We start from the raw sequence: 24,077 nt of genomic DNA on the forward strand, positions 1-24,077 counted from the left end.
TAAAGAACAACAATTTAAAACTGTTTTTTTTAAAGCTTTTAAGAAGGTTTTTTAAATTATCAAGGCAAGTATTTGTTTTAGCTTATTATAGTTGTTTAAAATCGATGTATGAAAGTTTTGCTACTTAAAAAAGATAAGTTTTCTTATTAAATAGAAACCTTCTATAATTTTAGTAATAAGTATCGAAAAAATCAGTAACTTGTTAAGAAGTGGATTTTTTAGTAAAGAAAAAATGAAATTAGTATATACCATTATTATTTTTCTATTTTCAATTACGTTGAGTTTTTCTCAAAACCAACAAGAAATAGAAAGTGAAATTAATGAACAAGTTTGGAAACCATTCAAAACCTATTTTGAAAACAGAGATTGGCAAGCGTTTAATAGTTTGCATACCGATGATGTATTAAGGGCAAATAAATATGGAATTCGAATAGGAGCTGAATATAAAAATTCGGTAGAAAAATCGTATCAAAAACCGACCAATCGAAAACGACAAATTGATTTCTGTTTCGATCAACGAGTTTATAATGAAAATATAGGTTATGAAGTAGGCTATTATCGAATCATCTATACAGAAAAAGGTAAAGAACCTCATATATCTTATGGAAGATTTCATGTAGTATTAAAAAAGAAAAATGATACATGGTTAATTGCCCAAGATTGGGATACCGATATAATAAATGGGAAAACAATAACTAAAGAAGATTTTGAAAAAGCTAAGTGCGCACATCTTAAAAAATAGATTTATGTTTAAATATTTGGTTATTAGTATTTTAAAATAATTTTATATTGTTTTTCTCTGCTTTTTTCAGTAGGTTTAAACTTGAAAGAAATTGTAAAAAGTAGTCTCCCCTTATCTTAACTATTTTTTATTAACAGATTATTAAATTATTCTATTCTTTATAGAAAACTGTAAAGAGTAGTTGTTGTATATACCCAAGTTTTAATTGGGTAAAATCAAGTTTACATATTAGCTAATTAGAAGAAATGAATAGAATAAAGTTAGGAATGTAAACAAACTGTAATACACTAATACTAACTCAAACTAAAATATAAGAAAATGAAAAATAAAATTTTAGTATCTACTTACCTGTTGATTTTTATTGCTCTTCTACCTGTAAATCAAATTATAGCACAACAAGCTAAATATGTAGGAATTTCTTCTAATTCGATGAATTATTTTGCAGCAAAACAAAACAATTCACAGTGGTGTTGGGCAGCCTCAATTCAGATGGTCTTAAATGGCTATGGTGTGAATATTAACCAGCAACAAATAGTTGCTAGAACTTATGGAACAGACCCTTATGGAAATCTTCCTAATTGGCCTGGTTCATTTCAAGCAATTCATAGTAATTTGAATAATTGGGGAATAGATAATTATGGATATCCTTATACAGTAAGAGCATCAATAGGAATGGGAACTCCAAGTCCTGCTATTTTAATTCAAGAACTCTCAAATGGTAGGCCAGTAATAATAGGTTATAAATCAAGCCCCAATGGCGGACATGCGGTGGTTGTTACTGCTGTATCATATATAAATACTTGGAATGGCCCTATGATACAAACAATTGTGGTTCGCGACCCTTGGCCTAGTCCAACCAATATTAATAATTTAGGACGTGTAGAATATCCAGCAGTGGCTTTAGCTAATAAAATACAGGCATATTGGTATATTAGAGTTATAAAATAATAGTTGTTTTAACTGTTTGTAAATAAGATTGTTACTTATGATATGAAAACTATAAAATAAGTCAAATATGAAAGAAGAAATAAAAGCATATAATGACAAACAAATAGTGACAGACAAAGAAATTTGTGACTTATTAGCGACGATAATTAATGAAGAATTACCCCAAGCAGAAAGTAAAATTTGGCATGCACATCCAGTTTGGTTTTTAGAGGGTAACCCTATAGTTGGTTATAGTAAACAAAAAAAAGGGATTAGGCTTATGTTTTGGAGTGGCTCAGACTTTGATGAAGAAGAGTTAAATGTAAAAGGAACTAAATTTAAAGATGCTTCTATATTTTTCAATAATGTTTCAGAAGTTGACACAAAAGATTTAAAACGCTGGTTAAAAAAATCTAGAGAAATACAATGGGATTATAAAAACATTGTAAAAAGAAAAGGACAATTAGAAAGGTTAAAATAGTATAAAAAACAAAACAGTTTATGTTTTTGTAACTTGTTAGTAATAAAGGAAATGCTTGTCTTTCTCCTCTTTTTTTACTAAGTTTAAACATGAAAAAATTGTAAAAAGTAGTACTCTTCCCTTATCTCAACTATTTTTTATTCATACAATGTAAAAATATAAGCACTTCTTTACGATAAGTGGTAAACGATAGTGACTTACAAGTCAGGTATAATATTAAATATTCAAACACCAATTTTATGAAAGAAAGTGAAGAAAAACTAAAGTACAAAGGGTTTTCAGCTCAAGGAGAAAACCTTCAAGATTTAGGTATTGAAAACTTTGAAGATAAAGAGCATTTTAAAGACAATGATAAAGAATTGTCATATGCCCATACAGATTGTACAATTTTATGGGCGAACGGACAGTATCAAAAGCCAAACATTATCGTAACTCAAGGAAAAATAAGCGTAAGATTGGGTAGAAATATTCAAAAAATTCAGCTTCGTAGTGTTCCAGGTAATGGTATAAGATTTTTTAAAAATGGCACTTATAGTATACCTAATGGAGAATATGTTTTATCTCTTTGGGGAGGAACCTACCCATATGCTTATATAAAAGCATGTGTATCATACGATTAATAGGTATTGATATGCAGTTAAAATACTATTTAATCTTTATAGCTCTTATTTTTATAGAGGTTTCTTTTGCGCAACAAAATCATATTGTGATTTTAGAAAAAACCAACGGAAATCAAGTATATAAGGTGAGTGGAAACTTTCCTAAAGACTGGATTAAATCTAAGTGGGATACAGGGTATAGAATTCAAAATGTGAATTTTAAAACCAATGAATGGTTTGTGGTAATGAACAAAACAGAAAAAGGATTTTCTCAGCGATACATGCTTAGTCCATCAAGTCAGCAAATAAAAGATAAACTAAAAGACGGCTATACCATACAAGATATATCTTTGTATGTATCAAGCAATACAATACGTAGGTTTTACCTGTTTAAGAAGATTTCTGTCAATCCTGTATCTGTATATTTTTTTGCAGGAAGTCCTAACTACAACCATAGCATTTCTAAGGAAGTGAAAGATGGTTGGAACAAAGGCTGGTTTTGCAAAAACATAAAAAGCATACAGTATAAAAATAGAATTGCATTTTCTGTTTTAATGCCTCGAAAAAGAAACAATGAAGACCAGTTAATAGAATACAGAGCAGACTTTCCGCACGATTTATTAAGCAATAAAAAATCGCAAGGCTATAAGCTAACCAGCATTACGTACGATCAAAATAAAAAATCGTGGTGTGTGGTAATGACGAAGAAGAAAGCTGTTAAAAAAACAAATGGCACCGGAAATATTTGGTGGTGGGAAACCCCTCCTCAAACAGACTGGACATGGTTTAACTATAAAACACAAAAAAGTAATATAGACGATTATATCCATAACAAAGGATATAGCATTGTAGGGCTTAATTAAGAGAATGCAGCAATTTTCATGTTTTGTTGTCATTTCGAGCGATAGCGAGAAATCTTTCTAATTTGAGTCAGAAACATCTTTAAAAGTACCTAACACACAACAATAAGATTTCTCACTTCCGTTACACTCCAGTTCGAAATGACGTTTGAGTTGTTTTTATTTTTGGTGTTTCGTCATTTCGAGCGACAGCGAGAAATCTTTTTAAAGAGAGTTACAAACATTCTTAAAAATCACTAACACACGACTATAAGATTTCTCAGTCGTACCTCCTTCGAAATGACGTTTGAGTTGTTGTTTTATTCTTAGTATCCCGTCATTTCGACCGTAGGGAGAAATCTTTTAAAGAGAGGTACAAACATTCTTAAAAGTCACTAACACACAACTATAAAATTTCTCAGTCATCCTTCCTTCGAAATGACACTAAAAGAAATTATCTCTATCTTTAAAAGAAAAATGCTAGACAAATACGTTGTATACATCATCACAAACAAAAATAAAACCACGTTGTATATTGGTGTTACTAGCAATCTTCAAAAAAGATTATCTCAACATTATTTTGATAGTGAGCACGCTAAAAAATCCTTTGCAGGAAAGTATAATTGTTATTACTTGATTTACTATGAAACTTTTGAAACTATAAATGAAGCAATTTATAGAGAAAAAGAATTAAAAAAATGGCGTAGAGAAAAGAAAGAAACCCTGATTAACAATTTTAATCCTGAGTGGCGTTTTTTGAATAATGAAGTGTTTTAATTAATACTGTCATTCCGAACGAAGAGAGGAATCTCACCCCTGAGAGTCAGAAACATTCTTGAAAGTACCCAACACGCGATTGTAAGATTTCTCACTTCCGTTGTACTCCAGTTCGAAATGACGTTAAGATTGTCATTTCGAGCGATAGCGAGAAATCTGTTTAATTTGAGTCACAAATACTTTGTTAAATTACCTAACACGCGATTGTAAGATTTCTCACTTCCGTTGCACTTCAGTTCGAAATGACGTTGAGATTGTCATTTCGAGCGATAGCGAGAAATCTCATTCATGGGAGTTACAAATACTCTCTAAAGCCACAAACACCCTTACAAACTCACACACAAATAAATAACCCTTGCTTCCCTCCTCTTTTTTTACTATGTTTAACACGCTAAAAAAAGTAAAAAGTAGTACTACCCCTTATCTCAACTATTTTTTATAAATAACAAGTAACAACAAACACTTCTTTATGGATTGCCGTAAAGAATAGTGGTTGTAGACACTTATTTTTAGATTTATTATAAGTTATAATACTAAAACTTAAAAAATATGGCAGATAATAACCAGATAGTACTTCAAACATTGATTGAACAGAATAGAAAGGAATTATATTCAGAATTATCAGTTGATGATTATTTTCACTTATTTGTTACAGAACAAGTAATGAAAGATGCAGAACTCTCTTATGATGAAATTGAAGAAGGTATTGTTGATAATGGAGGTGATGGAGGAATTGATTCAATTTATACTTTTGTTAATCAAGAGCTTGTACAAAGAGATAGTGAGTTGATAGATGGGAAAAGAAATTCAGTAATTGATGTTTATATATTACAATCAAAAAACGTACATAGTTTTGGTGAGACACCAATAGAAAAATGTAATTCTTCTGCCATAGATATATTTGATTTAAGTAAATCAATAGATTCTTTAAGGACAGTATATAATTCAGACTTGCTTGTAAATGTTGAAGTTTTTAGAAAGCAATATCTTCACTTAGCTTCAAAGTTTCCAGTTTTAAGATTTCACTATTTTTATATTACAAAGGGCTCCGAAATACATCCAAATGTAGAAAGAAAAGTAGAAATTTTGGTAAGTTCAATAAAAAAGCATTTTGATAAAGCAGAGGTATTATTTGACTTTGTTACAGCAAAAAAACTTATAGATTTATCAAGAAAAGAACAATTAAGAAGTAAAGATGTAGTTTTAAATGATAATCCTATTTCGACTCAAGATGGAGGATATATAGCAATTGTACCAATAAAAAACTACCATGATTTTATTACAGATGATAATGCTAATTTAATAAGGTATTTTTTTGATGCTAATATTAGGGATTATCAGGTTAATGTTGATGTAAATAAAGAAATAAGGAAAACATTAATTAATCAAAATGAAAATGAAGATTTTTGGTGGTTAAATAATGGAGTTACAATAACAGCAATTGATGCAACTTTTGCAAGTAAAAAATTACATATAGAGGACCCTCAAATAGTTAATGGACTTCAAACTTCTTTCGAAATTCACAAGTATTTTTCTGAAAATAAAATAGAAAAAGAGAAAAGAAATGTACTTTTAAGAGTTATTAAAGTGCAAGATGAAAAAAGTAGGCTAAATGTAATAAAAGCAACAAATAGTCAAACAAATATACCCCCAGCATCTTTAAGAGCTACTGATCCTATTCATAGAGATATTGAAGATTTTTTATTTTCAAAAGGTTATTATTATGATAGAAGAAAAAATTATCATAAAAACCAAGGTAAACCAGTAAATAAAATTATTAGTATACCATACTTGGCACAAATAATAACTGGTATTTATAATCAAAAACCTGATTATGCAAGAGCAAGACCTTCAACCTTAATCAAAAACAATAGTGATTATCAAAATATATTCAAGGATAACTTATCTTTAGAAATGTATCATAAAGGAATTCTTATTCAAAAGAAGGTTGAAATCCTTTTGAAAGAATATGATTCTCCTAAACTTTCAAGACCTCAAATTGGTGATATAAAATTCCACGTTGCAATGTATGTTACTGCTATTTTATGTGATATAATAAAACCAACATCTGAAGATATAGGAAAAATAGATATTAGTAAAATGACAGATGAAATAGTAAAAAATGCAATTCAAAATACATATATAGTTTATGATGCTATGGGAGGAACTAATTCAGTAGCTAAAGGAAATGAGTTTGTTAAGGAAGTATTAGAACAAGTTCAAAATGAATTAAAAGATATGAAAGAGGTTTTATCAGATCTTAATAAGTAGAATGTTATAATAAAATAATTAAAGAAAGTCCATTTTATTAAACCCAAATAATCCTCGTACATTTGCGTAAAATTTTTGTACGTTGAGCAAGCAAGCAATTGTAAATCACTATCAACAATCTGAGAATGTAAAACAGATTGTTAGTCAGCTTCAACAAGATCCACACCATTTTCAACTAACGAATTTGGTCGGTTCTTCGTTGTCTTTTGTCATTTCCGAAACTTTTAAACAAGCCGATAAACCTTACTTGTTAATTTTTAACGACAAGGAAGAAGCCGCTTATTATCTAAACGATTTAGAGCAGTTATTGGGCGATAAAAACGTGCTGTTTTATCCAGGTTCGTATCGCAGACCGTATCAGATAGAAGAAACCGATAATGCTAATGTACTCCTGCGTTCAGAAGTGTTAAACCGTATCAATTCTCGTAAAAAACCTGCGATTATTGTTACCTACCCTACTGCTCTGTTCGAAAAAGTGGTGACCAAAAAAGAGCTGGAAAAAAACACGTTAAAAGTGGTGGTAGGCGAGCAAGTATCGCTCGATTTTGTCAACGAAGTACTATTCGAATATCATTTTAAACGCGTCGATTTTGTAACCGAACCAGGAGAGTTTTCGGTACGTGGTGGAATTATCGATGTGTTTTCGTTTTCGCACGACGAACCCTACCGTATAGAGTTTTTTGGTGATGAGGTAGACAGCATCCGAACCTTTGATGTAGAAACGCAACTTTCTAAAGAAAAACTGAAGAAAGTGAGCATTATGCCCAATGTAGAAAACAAAACATTGCAAGAGTCACGAGAAAGCTTTTTAAAATACATATCGGCTAAAACCGCTGTTTTTGTCAAGAATGTAGACTTATTAAGCGATTCGTTGGATAAATTCTACAGAAAAGCAGAACTGTCGTTTAACGAATTATCTACCGAAATCAAACATGCAAAACCCGAAGAATTATTTTGCAACGGAGAGCTCATTCGCAATCAATTACAAGATTTTACAACAGTTGACATCGGTAAAAACCGTCATTCCGAACGTAGTGAGGAATCTTTTAAAGGTGACGTAAGTATCAACTTTGATACCCACCCCCAACCGTCTTTCAACAAAAAATTCGACCTATTAATTCAGAATTTCAACGAATTTTCGGCCAAAGGATTTACCAATTATATTTTATGTTCTAACGAACAGCAAGCACAACGTTTCCACGATATTTTTGATGACCACGAAGAAGAGGTTTCGTATGAAACCATTGTGTTTCCGTTGTATCAAGGATTTGTGGATATCGATAGTAAAATTGTTTGTTATACCGATCATCAAATCTTTGAGCGTTATTACAAATTCCGACTCAAAAACGGATACGCGAAAAAGCAATCCATCACCCTACAAGAACTTACCAAATTAGAGGTAGGCGATTATGTAACACATATCGACCACGGTATTGGAAAGTTTGGCGGACTTCAAAAAATTGATGTAGAAGGCAAAAAGCAAGAAGCCATCAAGTTAATTTATGGCGACCGCGATATTTTGTACGTGAGCATTCACTCGCTACACAAAATTTCCAAATTCAACGGAAAAGACGGAAAACCGCCTAAAGTATATAAACTAGGTTCGAATGCTTGGAAAAAAGTCAAGCAAAAAACCAAAACACGCGTTAAAGAAATTGCGTTTAACCTTATTCAGCTATACGCAAAACGCAAGCTACAAAGAGGGTTTGCTTTCGGACCCGATACGCATATGCAACACGAGTTGGAAGCGAGTTTCTTATACGAAGATACACCCGATCAGTTTTCTTCTACTCAAGAGGTAAAAGCCGATATGGAAAAAGAACAACCGATGGATCGTTTGGTGTGTGGTGATGTTGGTTTTGGAAAAACAGAAATTGCCATTAGAGCGGCTTTTAAAGCAGTAGATAACGGAAAACAGGTTGCGGTACTTGTACCAACCACGGTTTTGGCATTTCAGCATTTTAAAACGTTTTCTAAGCGATTAAAAGATTTTCCGGTTACGATTGACTACCTAAACCGTTTTAGAACCGCAAAACAACGAAAAGGCGTGTTAGAAGGGATAGCAAATGGAGGTGTAGATATTGTGATAGGGACGCACCAATTAACCAATAAAAGTATACAGTTTAAAGATCTTGGATTGTTGGTTATTGATGAGGAACAGAAATTTGGGGTAGCAGCGAAAGACAAGCTAAAAACGATTAAAGAAAATGTAGATACGTTGACCTTAACGGCAACGCCTATTCCGCGTACCCTACAGTTCAGTTTAATGGCGGCGCGAGATTTATCGGTGATTAAAACGCCACCACCCAACCGTCACCCCATAGAAACCAATGTGATTCGCTTTAGCGAAGAAACCATTCGCGATGCGATTTCGTACGAAATTTCACGTGGTGGGCAGGTGTTTTTTATCCACAACCGTATTGAAAACATCAAAGAAGTAGCAGGGTTGTTGCAACGTTTGATACCAAGTGCAAAAATTGGTATTGGTCACGGACAAATGGAAGGAAAAAAGCTGGAAGAACTTATGCTTGGTTTTATGAACAACGAGTTCGATGTACTAGTTTCTACTACCATTATTGAAAGTGGATTGGATGTACCGAATGCGAATACGATTTTCATCAATAACGCCAATAATTTCGGGTTGTCGGATTTACACCAAATGCGTGGTCGTGTAGGGCGTTCGAACAAAAAAGCCTTCTGTTACTTTATCACACCACCGTATCATCATATGACCGATGATGCCCGTAAACGAATTCAGGCATTAGAGCTGTTTTCTGATTTAGGAAGCGGATTGAATATTGCCATGAAAGACTTGGAAATTCGTGGTGCTGGAGATTTATTAGGTGGAGAACAAAGTGGATTTATCAACGATATTGGTTTTGATACCTATCAGAAAATCTTACATGAAGCGATTGAAGAATTGAAGGAAAATGAGTTTAAAGACTTATATCCTACGGATGAAAATACACCAAAAGAGTATGTAAAAGAGGTGCAAATTGATACCGATTTTGAAATTCTGTTCCCAGACGATTATGTGAATTCGGTTACCGAACGTTTGAGTTTATACAACAAATTAGGAGCCTTAACTACAGAAGAAGAATTGCAAACTTTTGAAACTGAAATTATCGATCGTTTTGGAGAATATCCAACGCAAGTAGCTGATTTATTAGACAGTGTTCGTATTAAATGGTTAGCGAAAGAATTAGGTTTAGAAAAGGTGATTTTAAAACAAAAACGATTAATAGGATATTTTGTAGCCGATCAACAAAGTGCTTTTTATCAAACTGAAGCATTTACCAAAATGTTGAAATACGTACAGCACAACCCGAAGAGTTGTGTAATGAAAGAAAAGAAAACCAAAAACGGTTTACGTTTACTCATTACGTTTATAAAAATTGACAGTGTACACAAGGCGTTAGAAACCTTACAGAAAGTTTAAAAACAGTTAAGATGGACAAAGTAGAACATAAAGGGCTTTTATATGAGGAAATTAGTAAATTTTCGTATAGTAATCCAAGGGTTCGTCGTATTTTGAGTATGTTATTGGACCATTTTATAATATGCTTGTCAATAGTTCCATTAGTTATTATAATTTCAGAGGTTGTTTCTCAATTTGAACATGATTCTAATAAGTTGATAGGAAATGATTTATTTTTTATCCTGATGTTTATCTGCACGAACAAAGATTTTCTAAAGGGGAAAAGTCCTGCAAAACGAATTATGGGGTATCAAATAATTGATATTAAAACTAATAAACCAGCGAGTGAATTTCAATGTTTTGTAAGAAACTTAACTATAATTGGTTGGCCTATTGAGGTAATTGTAGGGTTAATAAACCCTCAGAGACGTTTAGGAGATTTTCTTGCAAATACAAAAGTTATCACATCAGATAAAGAAAAATTAAAATCTATGTGGAATGATCTAAAAAATATAAAAATGAAAATAAATTTTATTGGAATTTTAATGTTAGGAGGATTGTTTTTTTATGGGTTAAATAAACTGTTGTAATGAACTAAATAATACGTCATTGCGAGCGAGGAACGAGCGAAGCAATCTGTTTGTTAAGAACTCACGACTTAGAGATTGCTTCACTGTCGTTCGCAATGACGAAACAAAGAATTTGTCATTTCGAGCGGTAGCGAGAAATCTCACTCAATGAAGTAACTCATATTCTAAAGATTTCTCGTTTCACTCGAAATGACATACTTTTACGCCCATGCAAAACAACCACATTAAAAATATTTCTGGACTACTTTTAGCAACTTTTTTCATCAGTACTTCTGGGGTACTGGGCAAGTATATTGCAATGCCATCGGAAGTTATAGTGTGGTTTCGTTCGGCATTTGCCATGGTATTTTTGTATGTATTTTGTCGATTTAAAAAGATTGATTTAACCATACAATCAAGTAGACATTTGCTCCCTTTTTTGATAGGGGGTGTTTTTATGGCAGCGCATTGGATTACTTATTTTTATGCCTTAAAATTATCCAATGTAGCTATCGGAATGTTGTCGCTATACACTTTCCCTGTAATGATAGCATTTTTAGAACCCTTGTTTTTAAAAATAAAATTCAATCCGATTCATATTGTGTTAGGATTGCTGGTTTTAGTAGGCTTGTACATTTTAGCTCCTGATTTCGATATTAAAAACACACAGGTTCAAGGGGTGTTATTTGGGTTGTTTTCTGCACTGTGTTACTCCATTAGAATTTTGATTTTAAAACAATACGTAGAACAATACAACGGAGTAATGTTGATGTTTTACCAAGTGCTTGTAATCACGATAATCTTAGTTCCTGTTTTATTTTTTATGGATGTTTCTGGTTTTCAAGAGCAACTCCCCTACTTGTTATTATTAGCCTTGTTAACTACGGCTATCGGACATAGCTTAATGGTACATTCACTACAGTTTTTTTCTGCATCGACAGCAAGTATTATTAGTAGTATTCAACCAATTTTCGGAATTATATTAGCATTCATTTTCTTAAATGAAGTACCCACGTGGAACACTTATATTGGAGGAAGTTTGATTTTAGCAACCGTAGTTATTGAAAGTATTCGAAGTAGAAAACGTTAGTACAATTTTTGTTGCTGTTGAATGATGGTTTTCATACTAACATCTTCATAATTTCTACGAACATAGTTTAAGGCACTTTCTAGTATCTCTCCCATTCCATCACTATCTCTAAAGTTAATATCACCTGTAAATTCAAAAACTTCAGATTTCAATTGTTCAATGTTTTTTGGAATAGAAATACAGTCAGATTTCATGGCTTTTATCAAGCGGTTTAAACGAGTTCGAGATCCTAAAATTCTCTTAGCCACGATTGATCGCTCTTCTAATTGATATTGCTCTATAGAAGATGAGGTAAGTTTATCACCTACTAATTTAACCATATTTAAGTTTTCTTTAAAAAATTGCGGATAGTACACTTTAAATTTTCCTTCGTAACACTGCTGGTCAAAATCTATCGGACGAATTTTATACACCACATTTTCAAAATCGTGTGTGGGTACAACTACGTAGTTATAAGAGCGCATATCACCTAACAATCGAATCATACAGCGTTCGTTGAATTTGACAAATTCTTTCGCTATTTGAGCTTTTTCAATTTCAATACAATTATCTAAATAATCGTTGATAAACACATCTCCAGGAATTCCTGAAATATGTTCTTCAATTAAGGTGTTTTCATATACTAAAAAATTCAGGTTATAAGGCGATAAAATATCTTCCAATTCCAAACCGTAAATACGAGAAGCATCCGTTTTTTTTACATAAAAGTAGGTATAGTTATCGTTCAAGATATTTCGCACTTTTACTCGAAAAGGCTTTGAATTTCCAAAGGTACAATAGTCAACAGCATCAACATTTAGGTGTTGAATACTGGCATCAGAACCATTAGAGTGTAAAATGTTGTATACTTTTTTTAAACTTAAATCAATCTCTTCTCGTTCAAACTCATTGTAATACACACGAACCCACAAGGTGTCATTCTCGTGTTTGTCGTACACAACTATCGACCCTTGAAAACGTAACAAATCATCATAAAAAATAGGAATTTGAATGGTACGATTGTGTCTCTTCAGATAATTCGCTAGTTTTTTATTGACTGGAAAGGCTGGTTTTTTTTGTGATATGAGTTTTTCTTTGGAAGGCATAAATTCTTTGAATAGAAGTGAAAAAATAGCTATAAATTTACCCAAAATTTAAACAAAAACATGAAAAAAAATCTTAAAAAAATTGCTCTACCTCTAGTTGCTTTTATTTCATTAACATCTTGTACATCTGAAGAAGAGTTAGAAAGAAAGTTAGTAGCTTGTTTTGAAGTCGATAAATTAACGGTTAAAGTTAATGAACCTATTCAAATTACCAATTGTTCTCAAAATGCTGCCTCATATCTTTTTGAGTATGGATATAATAAAAGTACAACAGAAGTAAATCCTGTAGTTAGTTTTGAAAAAGAAGGAGAAAAAAAAATAATATTAACGGTTAAAAATGACAGAGGAGGTTTTCTTAAAAAGTCAGTAAGTATAACTGTAAAAAGTGTAAAAGATAGCTATATAGAAACTCCTTCTATAAATTCAAGTGATCAGATTTTACCTGTTTATACAGGTATTTATAATAAAAAATTATTTTTTATTGAAAGAGAAGGAGTTGTTGGTAAGTTAAACTTTGTAGAATTTGATGAAATCAATAAAACATTTAAAAAAATATTTATAGCTGATAGTAATTATAATGTTTCATACGGGTTTGTCAATTTTTTAAGTAATACTAATAAAAACTTTGTGTTTATGAGTACCATGGATAGAATTTATGGTTGTAAAGATGTTTTTGTGGATGATAACTGGCAAAGAATAAGTGGGGGATCACATTTAAGTTGGAAAACACATTATGGGTTTTTAAATAAGGATAATGGGTTTATATATTTTGGATCATATCAAGTCGATGGCTCTCATATACCAACAATTGAACTTAGAAGCGAGACAGGAGAAATGACTGAAAGAAAAATACTTGAGAATGTAGGACAAGGATTTATAGGAACGATATTAAAAACAGATGATGGATATATGGCATTTGGAGGAAAAATAGATCCTAGTAGTACTACCTTCTATGAAAATTATCGTCCTATTATATTGTTTTTTAATAACAACTTAGAATTATTGAGTTACAGGGAATATGAATCTGGTTTGTCTAGTTTTGTTGATAATTATAATGATCTTTCAGAAACCTTCAATTTAAAAAAATTAAATAATGGAAATTATGTTGCTTATAGTCATAATGAGTTAAGAATTATTACCAATAAAGGAGAAGTTGTAAAAGAAATAGTGTTTCCTGATAATGGTTATATTAGTTATGTTAATAGTATGTCCATAACTAACGATGGTTTTATAATAACACAAAATGAATATATTAGAAAATATACAAATGAAGGGGTTGAGATAAAATCTTTTTGGTTCAAAGGGATGCGTACCCCAAAATTTGTTAAACTAAATAACAATATATATTTTGCTACTTTAATTAAGACTTATGATGGTTCAAACTATATTTACAAAACATTTATAGGAGCTATAGATGAAAACCTTGAATTAATAGATTTATAATCATAAATAACAAGGATAAGGTGTTTAATATCAAACACCTTATTTTATTTAAACTTCAAACATTTTTCCTGGTAAAGGGTTTACAATTCCTTTGAGCTCTAATTGAATTAAGATTGAAGACAGTTGATAAATAGGCAATTCACAATTGATGGCGATATCATCGAGCAATTGTTTTCCGTTTTGTTGTAAATAATCATAGATTTTTTGTTCGGTGGGTTTAAGCTCAACAAATAATTCTTTTTGTTTGGGCACAGCAGCCTGCTGTAGATCCCAGTTGAGCATTTTTACGATATCTTCAGCAGAAGTAAGTATATGCGCTTGATTATTTTTAATGAGGTTGTTGCATCCTTTACTGTAGATATCTGTGACTCTTCCTGAAAGAGCAAATACATCACGATTGTACGAATTGGCAATATCAGCAGTAACCAAAGAACCACCTTTTTCAGCAGATTCGATGATAACGGTTGCTTTTGATAGCCCTGCTACAATACGATTACGTTTTAGAAAATTTTCTCGCATCGGTTGTTCATTATGCCAAAACTCGGTAATGAACCCCCCGTTGTTATTTACTTCGTGAATGTATTTTTTATGTGTTTTCGGATAAACTTCATCCAAGCCATGTGCTAATACAGCTATGGTTTGCAAGTTGTTTTTTATAGCTGCTTTATGAGCGCAAATATCTACCCCGTAGGCAAAACCACTTACAATTATCGGATTGTATTCTTTTAGATTTTCAATGAGTTGGTTGCAGAAATCACGTCCGTACGAACTCATGTTTCTTGTACCTACAATAGAAATGACTTTTTGGTTGCTAAGGTTGAGGTTTCCATCTTTAAAAATTAAGATAGGGGCATCTATACAATGTTTTAAATGTTGAGGGTAGTCATCGTTTAAAAAATAAGAAAAAGCAATGTTGTTTTGTTGAATATAGTTGAGCTCCTCCTCTGCCCTTTTCAAGTTGTTTTCATCGAAAAGATGTTGGGTAGTTTGTGTTCCAATTCCATTAATTTTATGCAGCGTGTTGATCTTTTCTTTAAAAACATTTTCAACGCTTCCAACAGTTGTAATTAACTTCTTTGCCAAGATATCACCTACATTTTTGGTTACTTGCAACCGAAGAATAGCTAGCAATTTTTCAGAATTCATATAGCAATAATTTGATTATCAATATACAAAAAACTGTTGATAAAAATCATGTGATAGCTTGAAACTAATCATTTAAAAAACTATATTTGTTTTATGACATTAGCCAACTACATTAACGATTTATTATATAGATACGACTGCGTAATTGTTCCTAATTTTGGAGGATTTGTAACTAACACCATCGGTGCTAGAGTAAACACTACTACTCATACGATGTACCCGCCAAAAAAACAACTCACTTTCAATGCGTATTTACAGCATAATGATGGTTTATTGGCTAATTACATAGCTTCAAACAAAAATATTTCTTTTGAACAAGCAACCACTTTTATTGCTGAAGAGGTTGCTAAATGGAATAAAGATTTAAAAACGACTGCAGTTGAAGTAGCTTCTGTAGGAAGTTTATCGTTAAACGAAGCGAATCAAGTAGTTTTTGAACCGAACCTTACTAGTAATTTCTTAACAGCGTCTTTTGGTTTAGCTGAGGTTTCTACTCCTTCGGTAGAAAGAGTTAAAGAAGTTAAGGTGAAATCATTGCCTACAGTTTCTGAAGAAAAGAGTAAGACTATTCCGTTATATATCAAAAGAGCAGCTGCGGCGGCAGTGTTTGTAGGAGTTGTGTATGTAGGGTGGAATGGTATTCAAAACCAGCAGCAACAAGAGTTGTTAGCAAACCAGGAAGAATCGGTACAAAAGAAAATTCAATCGGCTACCTTTGTAATTGACAATCCGTTGCCAACCATTAACTTAAATGTTACCAAAGAAGCAAAGAACTTTCATATTATAGCAGGAGCTTTTCAAGAGGTACACAATGCTGAAAACAAGTTAGCAGAGTTACAAGAAAAGGGATATGATGCTAGCATTATTGGTAAGAATAAGTTTGGGTTAATACAAGTTGCTTTTGCTAGTTATGCTACACGATCGGAAGCTAGAAAAGCCTTAGAAACCATTAAAGAAATGGTAAGCGAAGACGCTTGGTTATTGGCTAAATAATCCCTTTTTATTTTAGGTAAGTTTTTTTCTTGCTGTATCTTTGCAGCAAATTATAATTGATGAAAGCAAAAACACCTAGCGAATCGTTAACGGTACTTACAGATCTTGTTTTACCAGGAGAAACCAATTATTTAGATAACCTTTTTGGAGGAGAATTATTAGCTCGTATGGATAGAGCTTGTAGTATTGCTGCACGCCGACATTCGAGAAGAATTGTAGTAACAGCTTCGGTAAATCATGTGGCTTTTACCAAATCGGTTCCTGTAGGAAGTGTGGTAACCTTAGAAGCAAAGGTTTCACGTGCGTTTAAATCATCAATGGAGATTTATGTAGATGTTTGGATAGAAGATCGTCAATCAGGTGAAAAAACAAAGGTAAATGAAGGGATTTACACATTTGTTGCGGTTGATGAAACAGGAAAACCTGTACCTATTCCTCAAATAGAACCAGAAACAGAATTAGAAAAGCAACGTTATGCTGCGGCTTTACGTAGAAAGCAATTAAGCTTGGTTTTAGCAGGTAAAATGAACCCTAAGGAGGCTAATGAGCTAAAAGCGTTGTTTTTAGATTAAAGCAACTTATATCTCATCCACATTGCCACTTTCGGATAAGAGAATGGCAATGTTTTTTGTGTTTTCAAACTGAGAAAAAATGATAATTAGAATTACGGTAATAGGTACCGAAAGTATCATCCCCGTAATTCCCCAAATTTCTCCCCAAACCGCTAAGGAAAGTATGGTAACTAGTGGACTTAAGTTCAGCGATTTTCCAAAAACTTTAGGTTCTACAACATTCCCTACGACAACTTGTATGGCTCCTACTCCAACTAAAACAATTAAAAAAGGAGCAAACTCTCCAAATTGTATCAAGCAAAATATGGCAGGAAATGCGGTGGCTACCAATGAACCAATGGTTGGTATGTAATTCAGTAAGAAGATTAAAAAAGCCCAAAACGGAGCACCATCTACACCCACCATTAATAAAACAAAATAGCTTAAGATACCAGTTAATAAACTTACATAGGTTTTTAATCGTAAGTAGTTAGAAATTGAGCTTTCTACCTTTTTTAAGATAGATTGAAAGCTTTTTGAACTACCTTGATGATTTGTAAAAACATGTTGTAGTTTTAGTTTAAAATTACTTTCTTCTAAGAAGATAAATAAGGCATAAATAATAATCATAAAGGTATCACCTAGCAAACCACTAATTCCGTTCGCAATATCGCCTAAAACAGAGCCATAATCGAAATCTCCAACAATCGATTTTACAGAAGTAATAATATCAATATGAAAATAGGCATCCAAACGTTTTATAATAGCTCCTACGTTAGGTTCGTATTTTGAATAAGATGTAGTTAAGTTTGAAATGCTATTGGTAATAATTTCAGAAACAAAACTAAAACCTAATACAATGAGTGTAAATACAAACACATTGCTCAACCAAAAAGGAATAAAACGTTTTGCAAAAGGAATTTTATAAATAGTTTTTCGAATTTCTCGTGTTAAAAACCAAAAAATAAGTGCAAAAATAAACGGAATTAAAATTCCTTTTCCAATTACCAAGGCTGCAATAACAGCTATAGTTACAATGATAAAGTTAGCAGCGTTTTTCACACGTTTAAATTTTAGTAATTATTTGATTACAATTTAATTATAAAATTGAGAACGTGTGCAACCGCTACGCTCTCACATTAAAAATTTTAAATATTACCCTTTGCGAAAAAAGTTTATTAATGTTCGTTTTACAGTGTTATGAACGAATCCACTGAGCAGGATTCAATCGGTTTTTGTTTTTGTACAGCATAAAACTAAGCTGTGTTTTACCAGTAACTTTGTTGGTAAACACTTTTCCTAACTTCTCACCAGTTTTTACCACATCTCCTTTTTTAACATACACTTCTTTTAACTTGTTGTATGCAGAAATATAGTTTCCGTGTTGTACCAATACAGATTTTCGTCCATCAGAATGCAATTGAATAACCAACACTTTTCCGTTAAAAATACTTTTAGCATCTGTATTTGGCTTGGTAGCAATGTACAATCCGTGGCTGTTAATACTAATTCCTGGAAAGGTAGGATGTGGCTGTACTCCATATTTTCTGGTAATAACCCCATTAACAGGCCAAGGTAATTTTCCTTTATTTTGTTCAAAATTAGCTAATAAGGCTTTTTCTTCGGTGTTTAAAATAAAGTCTGAACTAGTTGTTTTTCCAGAGGTTGTTTTTTTACCCTTATTGGCTTTCGCAATAGCGTCTCTAATTAACCTGTCAATTTTTTCAGCGATTCTTTTTTCTTCTTTTTGCTTTTTCTGTAAATCGCTTTTGTATTTGCTTTCTTCCTTTTTAATTTTTGAGATTAATTGCTCCTGACTTTTTTTATCGTCTTCAATTTCTTTTTTCTGATTTTTTTCATCAGATAATAAAGCTTCTTTTGATTTTTTTTGAGCGATTAGCGAATCGTTTAATTGCTCTATCTCTTTGGTTTTTATAACAATTTCTTCTCCTTGCTTTCTTCTGAAATCGCTATACTGTTGCATATATTTTAATCGTTTGTATGCTTGATAAAAGCTTTCTGATGATAGTAAAAACATGGTTTTACTTTGTTGTGACTTACTTTTGTAAGACCTCACCACCATATCAGAATAATCAGCTTTTAATTTTTTTAGCTCATCATTGTATTTTTTTAGCTCTTTTTCGTTTGATTTGATTTCTTTAGCTAAGGCTTTAGATTCTAATTCAATCGTTTCAATTAAACGCTCTCTCACCGTAATTTTTTGATTTAAATCTTTCAAATCATCCAAGGCATTGCTTTTCTTTTTTTTGGTTTTAAATAAGAGATTATTAACCTGTTCTATTTCATTCTTAAGTTTTTTCCGTCTATTTTCAAGTTCTTTTCTGCTTTGACCAAAAGAAGAAACACTTATTAAAAACAGGCATAAAAAAGATATGTAAAAAACAGAATGTTTCATTATAATTGAATTTCTTTATATCCGTTAGGAATGTTAAAATCTATATTTACTTTAGTATTGTATTCTACTGCTCGAGTAGTTATGTCAATAATCGTAAACTTATTATTTTCTTTGGCTTTAATGTTGATTCTTTCAGGGAATAAAGTACTATTTTTTTTGTGATATTTAGGATAGCTAATATCCAAACGTTGGTTTTTTACTGAATTTACAATCGATTGTTTGTTTAGTTTAAAGTGTTGTGGATTTACGTAAAAAAACAAATCGAATAAGTTTGATTGATTTTTAGGAGATAATTGATATGATCTTTCTTGAATTGCAACTTCTTGACGTTCTGATTTCACATCCATCATGGCCTCGCCTAACAACATGCTTTGTAATTGCTGAAAGTTAATATCGGTTCCTAATAACTCCTTTAGCATCACAAAATCTCCATCAAAAAAGTTCTTTTTATAAGGAGAATAAAACTGAACTTTTGTTGGTGTAATTTTGGCTTTAAAAACAGTAATAAGCTTAGTGCCTTTTAACCAAATAATTTTGTCTTTTTTAATTTTCATTCGAACTGAAAACCCAACTTCTTCTTTGTTGCTTCTATAGTTAACTTTTAAACGAGCATCTAACGTTTCTTTGTTAAAATTAGCAGCTACGTGTTTCTTCGCTACTTTACGGGCAGAAAGCTCTTTAATAGTGGTGTTGTCAGTGATTTTTTTGGATGATTTACAAGAAGTAAATCCTAAAAATAATATAAATAAGAGTGTAATATATCTCATAAAATTTTGTACTAAACGAAACGGTTTTACTTTAAAATTTTTGCAGCTTTATTTTTATAAGAATTCGATTTTTTGATATCGTTTAATCCTTGATAAGCTTTTGACATTTCTAAATAAAACTTCGCTTCTATTTCATTGTTGTCAATTACAAAATCAATGCCGTTTTGTAAGCTTTCTAATGCTTTTTTAAATTCTTTGTTATTGTTGTGTGCTTTACCATTCATTAAGTATACAAAAGGTTGTGCAGGAAACAGTATTAGTCCTTCTTCACTATATTTTAATAAATCAGCATCGTTATTGAGTGCCAATTTTTCTAATAACACTTTTAAGTTATCGAATGATTTTTCTTTTTCAAATTGCGAACGGGTATCTATGTTTACAACTGTTTTTTCTTTTTGTGTTGTAATAGAGTCTCTTTTGGCAAGTTTTTCTTCAATATTACGCAATCTGGCGTTTAGTAGTTTTGCCTCTTTTAATTCGGTTAAAACTTTTTTAGCTCCTTTAATATTGTTGTTTTGAAGATGTAAAAAAACTAATAATTGTTTTTTCTTCGGATGTGTAACAGCTATTTTTTTTTGTGCAACAATAGCATCATCAAAATTTGCCATTTTTCTCAAAGTAGTAACTTTATGCTCAAGCATCCATAAGTTATCTGGTTCTTCATTAAGCGCTAAATCAATATAGTTTAAGGCTTCAGGGTTTCTGCCTAATTTATCATAGTTTTTAGATAGCTCAAATAAAACAGCTTTATTATTAGGGAGTATTTGATTGCATTTTTCTAAATGTTCAATAGCTTTTTGATAATTAAAAATAGCTTTATCTGAAAGCGCTTTGAAAAAATGTTGTTGAAATTCTAGGTTGTTTTTTTCAATAATATCAACAGAGGGAGGAATGCTATCTTGAGCACTAAGGAAAAAAGAAAAAAGAAGAAAGAAAAAAGACAATACTAGTCTTATAGAAAAACCGTGTTCTCTTTTCTCGCTTCTCTTTTCTTTTAAAATTTTATGTAAGTTCTGTATAATCACCTATACTCACCGATGTATAATTAGCATTGTATTTTGCATGATTACCAATCATGGCATTATCTAAATTTGCATTAGATATTTGTACATTGGTTTGAATTAGCGAGTTAACAATTGTTGAGTTTTCAACTACACTATTTTCACCAATAGAAACATAAGGACCAATCTTAGCATTTTTTAACACTACATTTTTACCTATGTAACAAGGTTGTATAATTTCTGCGTTCTCTAATACAACGTCGTCTGATACTAAATTGTTGCCATCAGCTTGTTCAAAGCCCAAAACAAGTTTGTTGGTATCAACTGTTGGATCTTTTTTACCACAATCCATCCAAGTACTTACTTTTCCTGGTATAAATTTAGCTCCTTGTTGTTTTAAGCTTTCAAGAACATTTGTTAATTGATATTCACCATTTTCTCTAATATCATTATCTAATAAATATTTTATTTCTTCTCGAACTTTATCTCCATCTTTAAAATAGTAAATACCTATGATTGCTAAATCAGAGACAAACTCTTTAGGTTTTTCAACAAAATCAGTAATAATACCATCTTTTAATTTAACTACTCCAAAAGCACTAGGGTCTTCTACTTGTTTTACCCAAATTGCCCCATCAGCATTAGCATCTAAAGTAAAATCAGCTTTAAATAAAGTATCTGCAAACGCTACAACACACGAGCCATTTAAAGATTCTTTGGCGCAATAAATAGCATGGGCAGTACCTAAAGCTTCTTCTTGTACATATACTGAACCTTTTGCACCTAAGTTTTCAGCTATTTTTATCAATTTATCTTCTGTGTCAGCTGGAAATCCTTTAGCAGCAGGACCAATAATAAAAGCGATTTCTTCTATAGGTTGATTTACTACTGAGGTAATATCTTCTACTAAACGTTGAACAATTGGTTTACCAGCTATAACAGTTAATGGTTTAGGAGTTGTTAATGTATGAGGTCTTAAACGAGACCCAATTCCTGCCATCGGTACAATTATCTTCATAAATTTCTCTTCGTTATTAACGGTGCAATATACCACTAATAACGCATTGAAAAAAGTTATAAGCCTTTTGGAATAGCTTCAATCAAAGTTTGCGTATATTTTGATTTTGGATGTTGGTAAATCTCGTCAGCATCAGCTATTTCTTCCACTCTCCCTTTGTTCATTACTACTAGTTGATCTGCCATGTATTTTACGACCGATAAATCGTGAGAAATGAAAATATAAGTAAAATTGAACTCCGTTTTTAATTCATTCAAAAGGTTTAGTACTTGTGCTTGTACAGATACGTCGAGAGCCGATACTGACTCATCACAAATAATTAGTTTCGGTTGCAGTGCAATAGCACGAGCAATTCCTATTCGTTGACGTTGACCTCCTGAAAACTCATGAGGATAACGATTAAAATGAGTAATCTCTAACCCTACTTTCTCTAATAAGTTACACACGTACTCTTTTCGTTCTTTGTTCGAATTTAAAATATTGTGAACCTTCATTGGTTCTAAAATAGCATCACCTACAGTAATTCTTGGATTTAAGGATGAAAATGGATCTTGAAAGATGATTTGAATTTCTTTTCGAAGCTTTTTAAAATCCGCTTTAGAAAGTTTTGTAAGATCTGTTCCTTTGTACAAAATACTACCTGAACTAGCTTTTTCTAGACCCAGAATAGTTCTACTCAAAGTAGTTTTACCACAACCACTCTCTCCTACTAATCCTAAAGTTTCTCCTTCATAAATTTTAAAAGAAACATCGCTTACAGCTTTGACCAAAGGGGGTTTTGAAAACCAAGAAGCATTACCAATATAATCTTTATGTAAATTGATAATTTCTAACAAAGGGGGTTGGTTGTATATTTTTTGATGAAAAGCTGTACGTTCTTCATTAGTGTATACGGTTGAATCAACAGTATCGTTGATAAAATCGACAACGGTTGGTAATACTTTAAATCGCTTTTTTGTATTTGGTTTTGAGTTGATTAAGGCTTTTGTATAGTTTTCTTTCGGATTCAAAAAAACATTTTTAGAGGTACCTTTTTCAACAAGTTTTCCTTTGCGCATAACAACAACATCATCAGCTATTTCAGAAACCAACGCTAAATCATGAGAAATAAAAATAATTCCCATTTCAAACTCCTGCTGTAACTCTTTTAAGAGTAAAATAATTTCTTTTTGAACAGTTACATCCAGCGCTGTTGTCGGTTCATCAGCAATAAGTAGCTGTGGTTTACAAGCAATAGCCATCGCAATCATAACACGTTGTTTTTGACCACCACTTATTTGGTGAGGATACGAATTGTAGATAGCTTCTGGTCTAGGAAGTTTTACTTTTGAAAATAATGAGATAACCTCTTCTTTAATTTCATGGATAGATAGTTGAGTATGTTGCTGTAAAATTTCAGCAACTTGAACGCCACAAGTAAGCGTTGGATTTAAAGAACTCATGGGTTCTTGAAAAATCATCGCAATTTTATTTCCTCGTATTTTTTGAAAATAAAGCTGACTATAATTTAATAAATTACATTGGTTAAAAAGTAGTTCACCTTTGATTGTAGCTGTTTTTGGTAGTAAGCCTAAAATAGCTAATGTACTGATTGATTTTCCGCTACCACTCTCCCCTACAATCCCTAAAGTTTTATTTTTTTGAACATCAAAAGAAATTCCTTGAACAACAGGTGCAGAGTTTTTAAAAGAAATTTCTAAGTTTTTTACTTTAAGCATCTATCCTAATTTTAAATAAAAGTACAACGATTATTTTCAAAAAATAAAAAAATAATTATTTGTGCTTAACAAAAGCTAAAAAGATAAAAAAAAGAAAAAATTTAAATTTCTAAAAAACCTAGTGTTTTACTGGGGTGTACAAAGGGTGTTGTTTTGTAAAGTGAAGAAAAACAGTTAATTACTTGTTTAAAGTGTATTAATTTTTATGTTTTTTTATATATTTGCG

The 24,077-nt window shown here is 31.7% G+C and carries 21 protein-coding genes; 13 read left to right on the forward strand and 8 right to left on the reverse strand.

Annotation, left to right across the window (positions count from 1 at the left end):
- Window positions 1–232 precede the first annotated feature (232 nt).
- From DFQ07_RS05195 to DFQ07_RS05240, 10 genes are all read left to right on the forward strand, one after another.
- Window positions 233–742 (forward strand): YybH family protein, encoded by a 510-nt coding sequence (locus DFQ07_RS05195; protein ID WP_133535213.1) that lies wholly within the window; start codon window positions 233–235, stop codon window positions 740–742.
- 318 nt (window positions 743–1,060) lie between these two features.
- Window positions 1,061–1,690: a C39 family peptidase gene (locus DFQ07_RS05200; protein WP_133535214.1), complete on the forward strand. Its 630-nt coding sequence runs from the start codon at window positions 1,061–1,063 to the stop codon at window positions 1,688–1,690.
- Between the two features lie 67 nt (window positions 1,691–1,757).
- Window positions 1,758–2,150: a DUF1801 domain-containing protein gene (locus DFQ07_RS05205; RefSeq protein WP_133535215.1), complete on the forward strand. Its 393-nt coding sequence runs from the start codon at window positions 1,758–1,760 to the stop codon at window positions 2,148–2,150.
- Window positions 2,151–2,389: 239 nt separating this feature from the next.
- A complete protein-coding gene (locus DFQ07_RS05210; RefSeq protein ID WP_133535216.1) occupies window positions 2,390–2,770 on the forward strand; it encodes a hypothetical protein in 381 nt (126 codons plus the stop codon).
- Complete coding sequence (locus tag DFQ07_RS05215) at window positions 2,752–3,612, forward strand: DUF7477 domain-containing protein (protein ID WP_133535217.1); 861 nt, start codon at window positions 2,752–2,754, stop codon at window positions 3,610–3,612. The genes DFQ07_RS05210 and DFQ07_RS05215 overlap by 19 nt, the downstream gene beginning before the upstream one ends.
- A 414-nt stretch (window positions 3,613–4,026) precedes the next feature.
- Entirely contained in the window at window positions 4,027–4,365 is a 339-nt protein-coding gene (locus DFQ07_RS05220) for a GIY-YIG nuclease family protein (RefSeq protein ID WP_243743935.1), read from the forward strand.
- Between the two features lie 549 nt (window positions 4,366–4,914).
- Entirely contained in the window at window positions 4,915–6,636 is a 1,722-nt protein-coding gene (locus DFQ07_RS05225; protein ID WP_133535218.1) for an AIPR family protein, read from the forward strand.
- An 82-nt stretch (window positions 6,637–6,718) separates the two neighbouring features.
- Window positions 6,719–10,075, forward strand: a complete 3,357-nt coding sequence (gene mfd / locus DFQ07_RS05230) for a transcription-repair coupling factor (protein WP_133535219.1) — start codon at window positions 6,719–6,721, stop codon at window positions 10,073–10,075.
- An 11-nt stretch (window positions 10,076–10,086) separates the two neighbouring features.
- The gene (locus DFQ07_RS05235) at window positions 10,087–10,644 is read left to right on the forward strand and encodes an RDD family protein (protein ID WP_133535220.1); all 558 of its coding nucleotides are present in this window, start codon (window positions 10,087–10,089) and stop codon (window positions 10,642–10,644) included.
- Between the two features lie 208 nt (window positions 10,645–10,852).
- Entirely contained in the window at window positions 10,853–11,713 is an 861-nt protein-coding gene (locus tag DFQ07_RS05240; protein WP_133535221.1) for a DMT family transporter, read from the forward strand.
- On the opposite strand, the gene DFQ07_RS05245 is transcribed toward DFQ07_RS05240, so the two are convergent.
- Window positions 11,710–12,798, reverse strand: a complete 1,089-nt coding sequence (locus DFQ07_RS05245; protein ID WP_133535443.1) for a hypothetical protein — start codon at window positions 12,796–12,798, stop codon at window positions 11,710–11,712. The genes DFQ07_RS05240 and DFQ07_RS05245 overlap by 4 nt on opposite strands.
- Window positions 12,799–12,858: 60 nt before the next feature.
- On the opposite strand from DFQ07_RS05245, the gene DFQ07_RS05250 reads away from it, so the two are divergent.
- On the forward strand, window positions 12,859–14,241 hold the full coding sequence (locus DFQ07_RS05250; RefSeq protein WP_133535222.1) for a PKD domain-containing protein: 1,383 nt from the start codon (window positions 12,859–12,861) through the stop codon (window positions 14,239–14,241).
- A 48-nt stretch (window positions 14,242–14,289) separates the two neighbouring features.
- Here DFQ07_RS05250 and dprA read toward each other — a convergent pair whose 3' ends face one another.
- Complete coding sequence (dprA, locus tag DFQ07_RS05255) at window positions 14,290–15,387, reverse strand: DNA-processing protein DprA (protein ID WP_133535223.1); 1,098 nt, start codon at window positions 15,385–15,387, stop codon at window positions 14,290–14,292.
- Between the two features lie 93 nt (window positions 15,388–15,480).
- Between dprA and DFQ07_RS05260 the strand changes: the two genes are divergently transcribed.
- Both DFQ07_RS05260 and DFQ07_RS05265 read left to right on the forward strand, forming a co-directional pair.
- Window positions 15,481–16,380: an HU domain-containing protein gene (locus DFQ07_RS05260; protein WP_133535224.1), complete on the forward strand. Its 900-nt coding sequence runs from the start codon at window positions 15,481–15,483 to the stop codon at window positions 16,378–16,380.
- A 59-nt stretch (window positions 16,381–16,439) separates the two neighbouring features.
- Window positions 16,440–16,952, forward strand: coding sequence for an acyl-CoA thioesterase (locus tag DFQ07_RS05265; protein WP_133535225.1), 513 nt, complete (start codon window positions 16,440–16,442; stop codon window positions 16,950–16,952).
- 6 nt (window positions 16,953–16,958) lie between these two features.
- Here the strand turns inward: DFQ07_RS05265 and DFQ07_RS05270 are convergent, their stop codons facing one another.
- The 6 genes from DFQ07_RS05270 to DFQ07_RS05295 all read right to left on the reverse strand — a co-directional run bounded on the left by DFQ07_RS05270 (window position 16,959) and on the right by DFQ07_RS05295 (window position 23,851).
- A complete protein-coding gene (locus DFQ07_RS05270) occupies window positions 16,959–17,993 on the reverse strand; it encodes an AI-2E family transporter (protein WP_133535226.1) in 1,035 nt (344 codons plus the stop codon).
- A 136-nt stretch (window positions 17,994–18,129) separates the two neighbouring features.
- A complete protein-coding gene (locus DFQ07_RS05275; protein WP_133535227.1) occupies window positions 18,130–19,347 on the reverse strand; it encodes a murein hydrolase activator EnvC family protein in 1,218 nt (405 codons plus the stop codon).
- A complete protein-coding gene (locus DFQ07_RS05280; RefSeq protein ID WP_133535228.1) occupies window positions 19,347–20,114 on the reverse strand; it encodes a DUF4292 domain-containing protein in 768 nt (255 codons plus the stop codon). Before DFQ07_RS05280 ends, DFQ07_RS05275 begins: the two co-directional genes overlap by 1 nt.
- 26 nt (window positions 20,115–20,140) lie before the next feature.
- Window positions 20,141–21,139 (reverse strand): tetratricopeptide repeat protein, encoded by a 999-nt coding sequence (locus DFQ07_RS05285; protein WP_133535229.1) that lies wholly within the window; start codon window positions 21,137–21,139, stop codon window positions 20,141–20,143.
- Window positions 21,117–22,133, reverse strand: coding sequence for a sugar phosphate nucleotidyltransferase (locus DFQ07_RS05290; RefSeq protein ID WP_133535230.1), 1,017 nt, complete (start codon window positions 22,131–22,133; stop codon window positions 21,117–21,119). Before DFQ07_RS05290 ends, DFQ07_RS05285 begins: the two co-directional genes overlap by 23 nt.
- 56 nt (window positions 22,134–22,189) lie before the next feature.
- Window positions 22,190–23,851, reverse strand: coding sequence for an ABC transporter ATP-binding protein (locus tag DFQ07_RS05295; RefSeq protein WP_133535231.1), 1,662 nt, complete (start codon window positions 23,849–23,851; stop codon window positions 22,190–22,192).
- Window positions 23,852–24,077: the final 226 nt, after the last annotated feature.

The sequence above is a fragment of the Tenacibaculum caenipelagi genome (assembly GCF_004363005.1).
Classification (GTDB): domain Bacteria; phylum Bacteroidota; class Bacteroidia; order Flavobacteriales; family Flavobacteriaceae; genus Polaribacter; species Polaribacter caenipelagi.

Bases quoted from the DNA above. Each gene is read 5' to 3' on its own strand.
- DFQ07_RS05195 (WP_133535213.1), top strand. From the start codon at position 233: ATGAAATTAGTATATACCATTATTATTTTTCTATTTTCAATTACGTTG.
- DFQ07_RS05200 (WP_133535214.1), top strand. From the start codon at position 1,061: ATGAAAAATAAAATTTTAGTATCTACTTACCTGTTGATTTTTATTGCT.
- DFQ07_RS05205 (WP_133535215.1), top strand. From the start codon at position 1,758: ATGAAAGAAGAAATAAAAGCATATAATGACAAACAAATAGTGACAGAC.
- DFQ07_RS05210 (WP_133535216.1), top strand. From the start codon at position 2,390: ATGAAAGAAAGTGAAGAAAAACTAAAGTACAAAGGGTTTTCAGCTCAA.
- DFQ07_RS05215 (WP_133535217.1), top strand. From the start codon at position 2,752: ATGTGTATCATACGATTAATAGGTATTGATATGCAGTTAAAATACTAT.
- DFQ07_RS05220 (WP_243743935.1), top strand. From the start codon at position 4,027: ATGACACTAAAAGAAATTATCTCTATCTTTAAAAGAAAAATGCTAGAC.
- DFQ07_RS05225 (WP_133535218.1), top strand. From the start codon at position 4,915: ATGGCAGATAATAACCAGATAGTACTTCAAACATTGATTGAACAGAAT.
- DFQ07_RS05235 (WP_133535220.1), top strand. From the start codon at position 10,087: ATGGACAAAGTAGAACATAAAGGGCTTTTATATGAGGAAATTAGTAAA.
- DFQ07_RS05240 (WP_133535221.1), top strand. From the start codon at position 10,853: ATGCAAAACAACCACATTAAAAATATTTCTGGACTACTTTTAGCAACT.
- DFQ07_RS05245 (WP_133535443.1), bottom strand. From the start codon at position 12,798: ATGCCTTCCAAAGAAAAACTCATATCACAAAAAAAACCAGCCTTTCCA.
- DFQ07_RS05250 (WP_133535222.1), top strand. From the start codon at position 12,859: ATGAAAAAAAATCTTAAAAAAATTGCTCTACCTCTAGTTGCTTTTATT.
- dprA (WP_133535223.1), bottom strand. From the start codon at position 15,387: ATGAATTCTGAAAAATTGCTAGCTATTCTTCGGTTGCAAGTAACCAAA.
- DFQ07_RS05260 (WP_133535224.1), top strand. From the start codon at position 15,481: ATGACATTAGCCAACTACATTAACGATTTATTATATAGATACGACTGC.
- DFQ07_RS05265 (WP_133535225.1), top strand. From the start codon at position 16,440: ATGAAAGCAAAAACACCTAGCGAATCGTTAACGGTACTTACAGATCTT.
- DFQ07_RS05275 (WP_133535227.1), bottom strand. From the start codon at position 19,347: ATGAAACATTCTGTTTTTTACATATCTTTTTTATGCCTGTTTTTAATA.
- DFQ07_RS05280 (WP_133535228.1), bottom strand. From the start codon at position 20,114: ATGAGATATATTACACTCTTATTTATATTATTTTTAGGATTTACTTCT.
- DFQ07_RS05290 (WP_133535230.1), bottom strand. From the start codon at position 22,133: ATGAAGATAATTGTACCGATGGCAGGAATTGGGTCTCGTTTAAGACCT.
- DFQ07_RS05295 (WP_133535231.1), bottom strand. From the start codon at position 23,851: ATGCTTAAAGTAAAAAACTTAGAAATTTCTTTTAAAAACTCTGCACCT.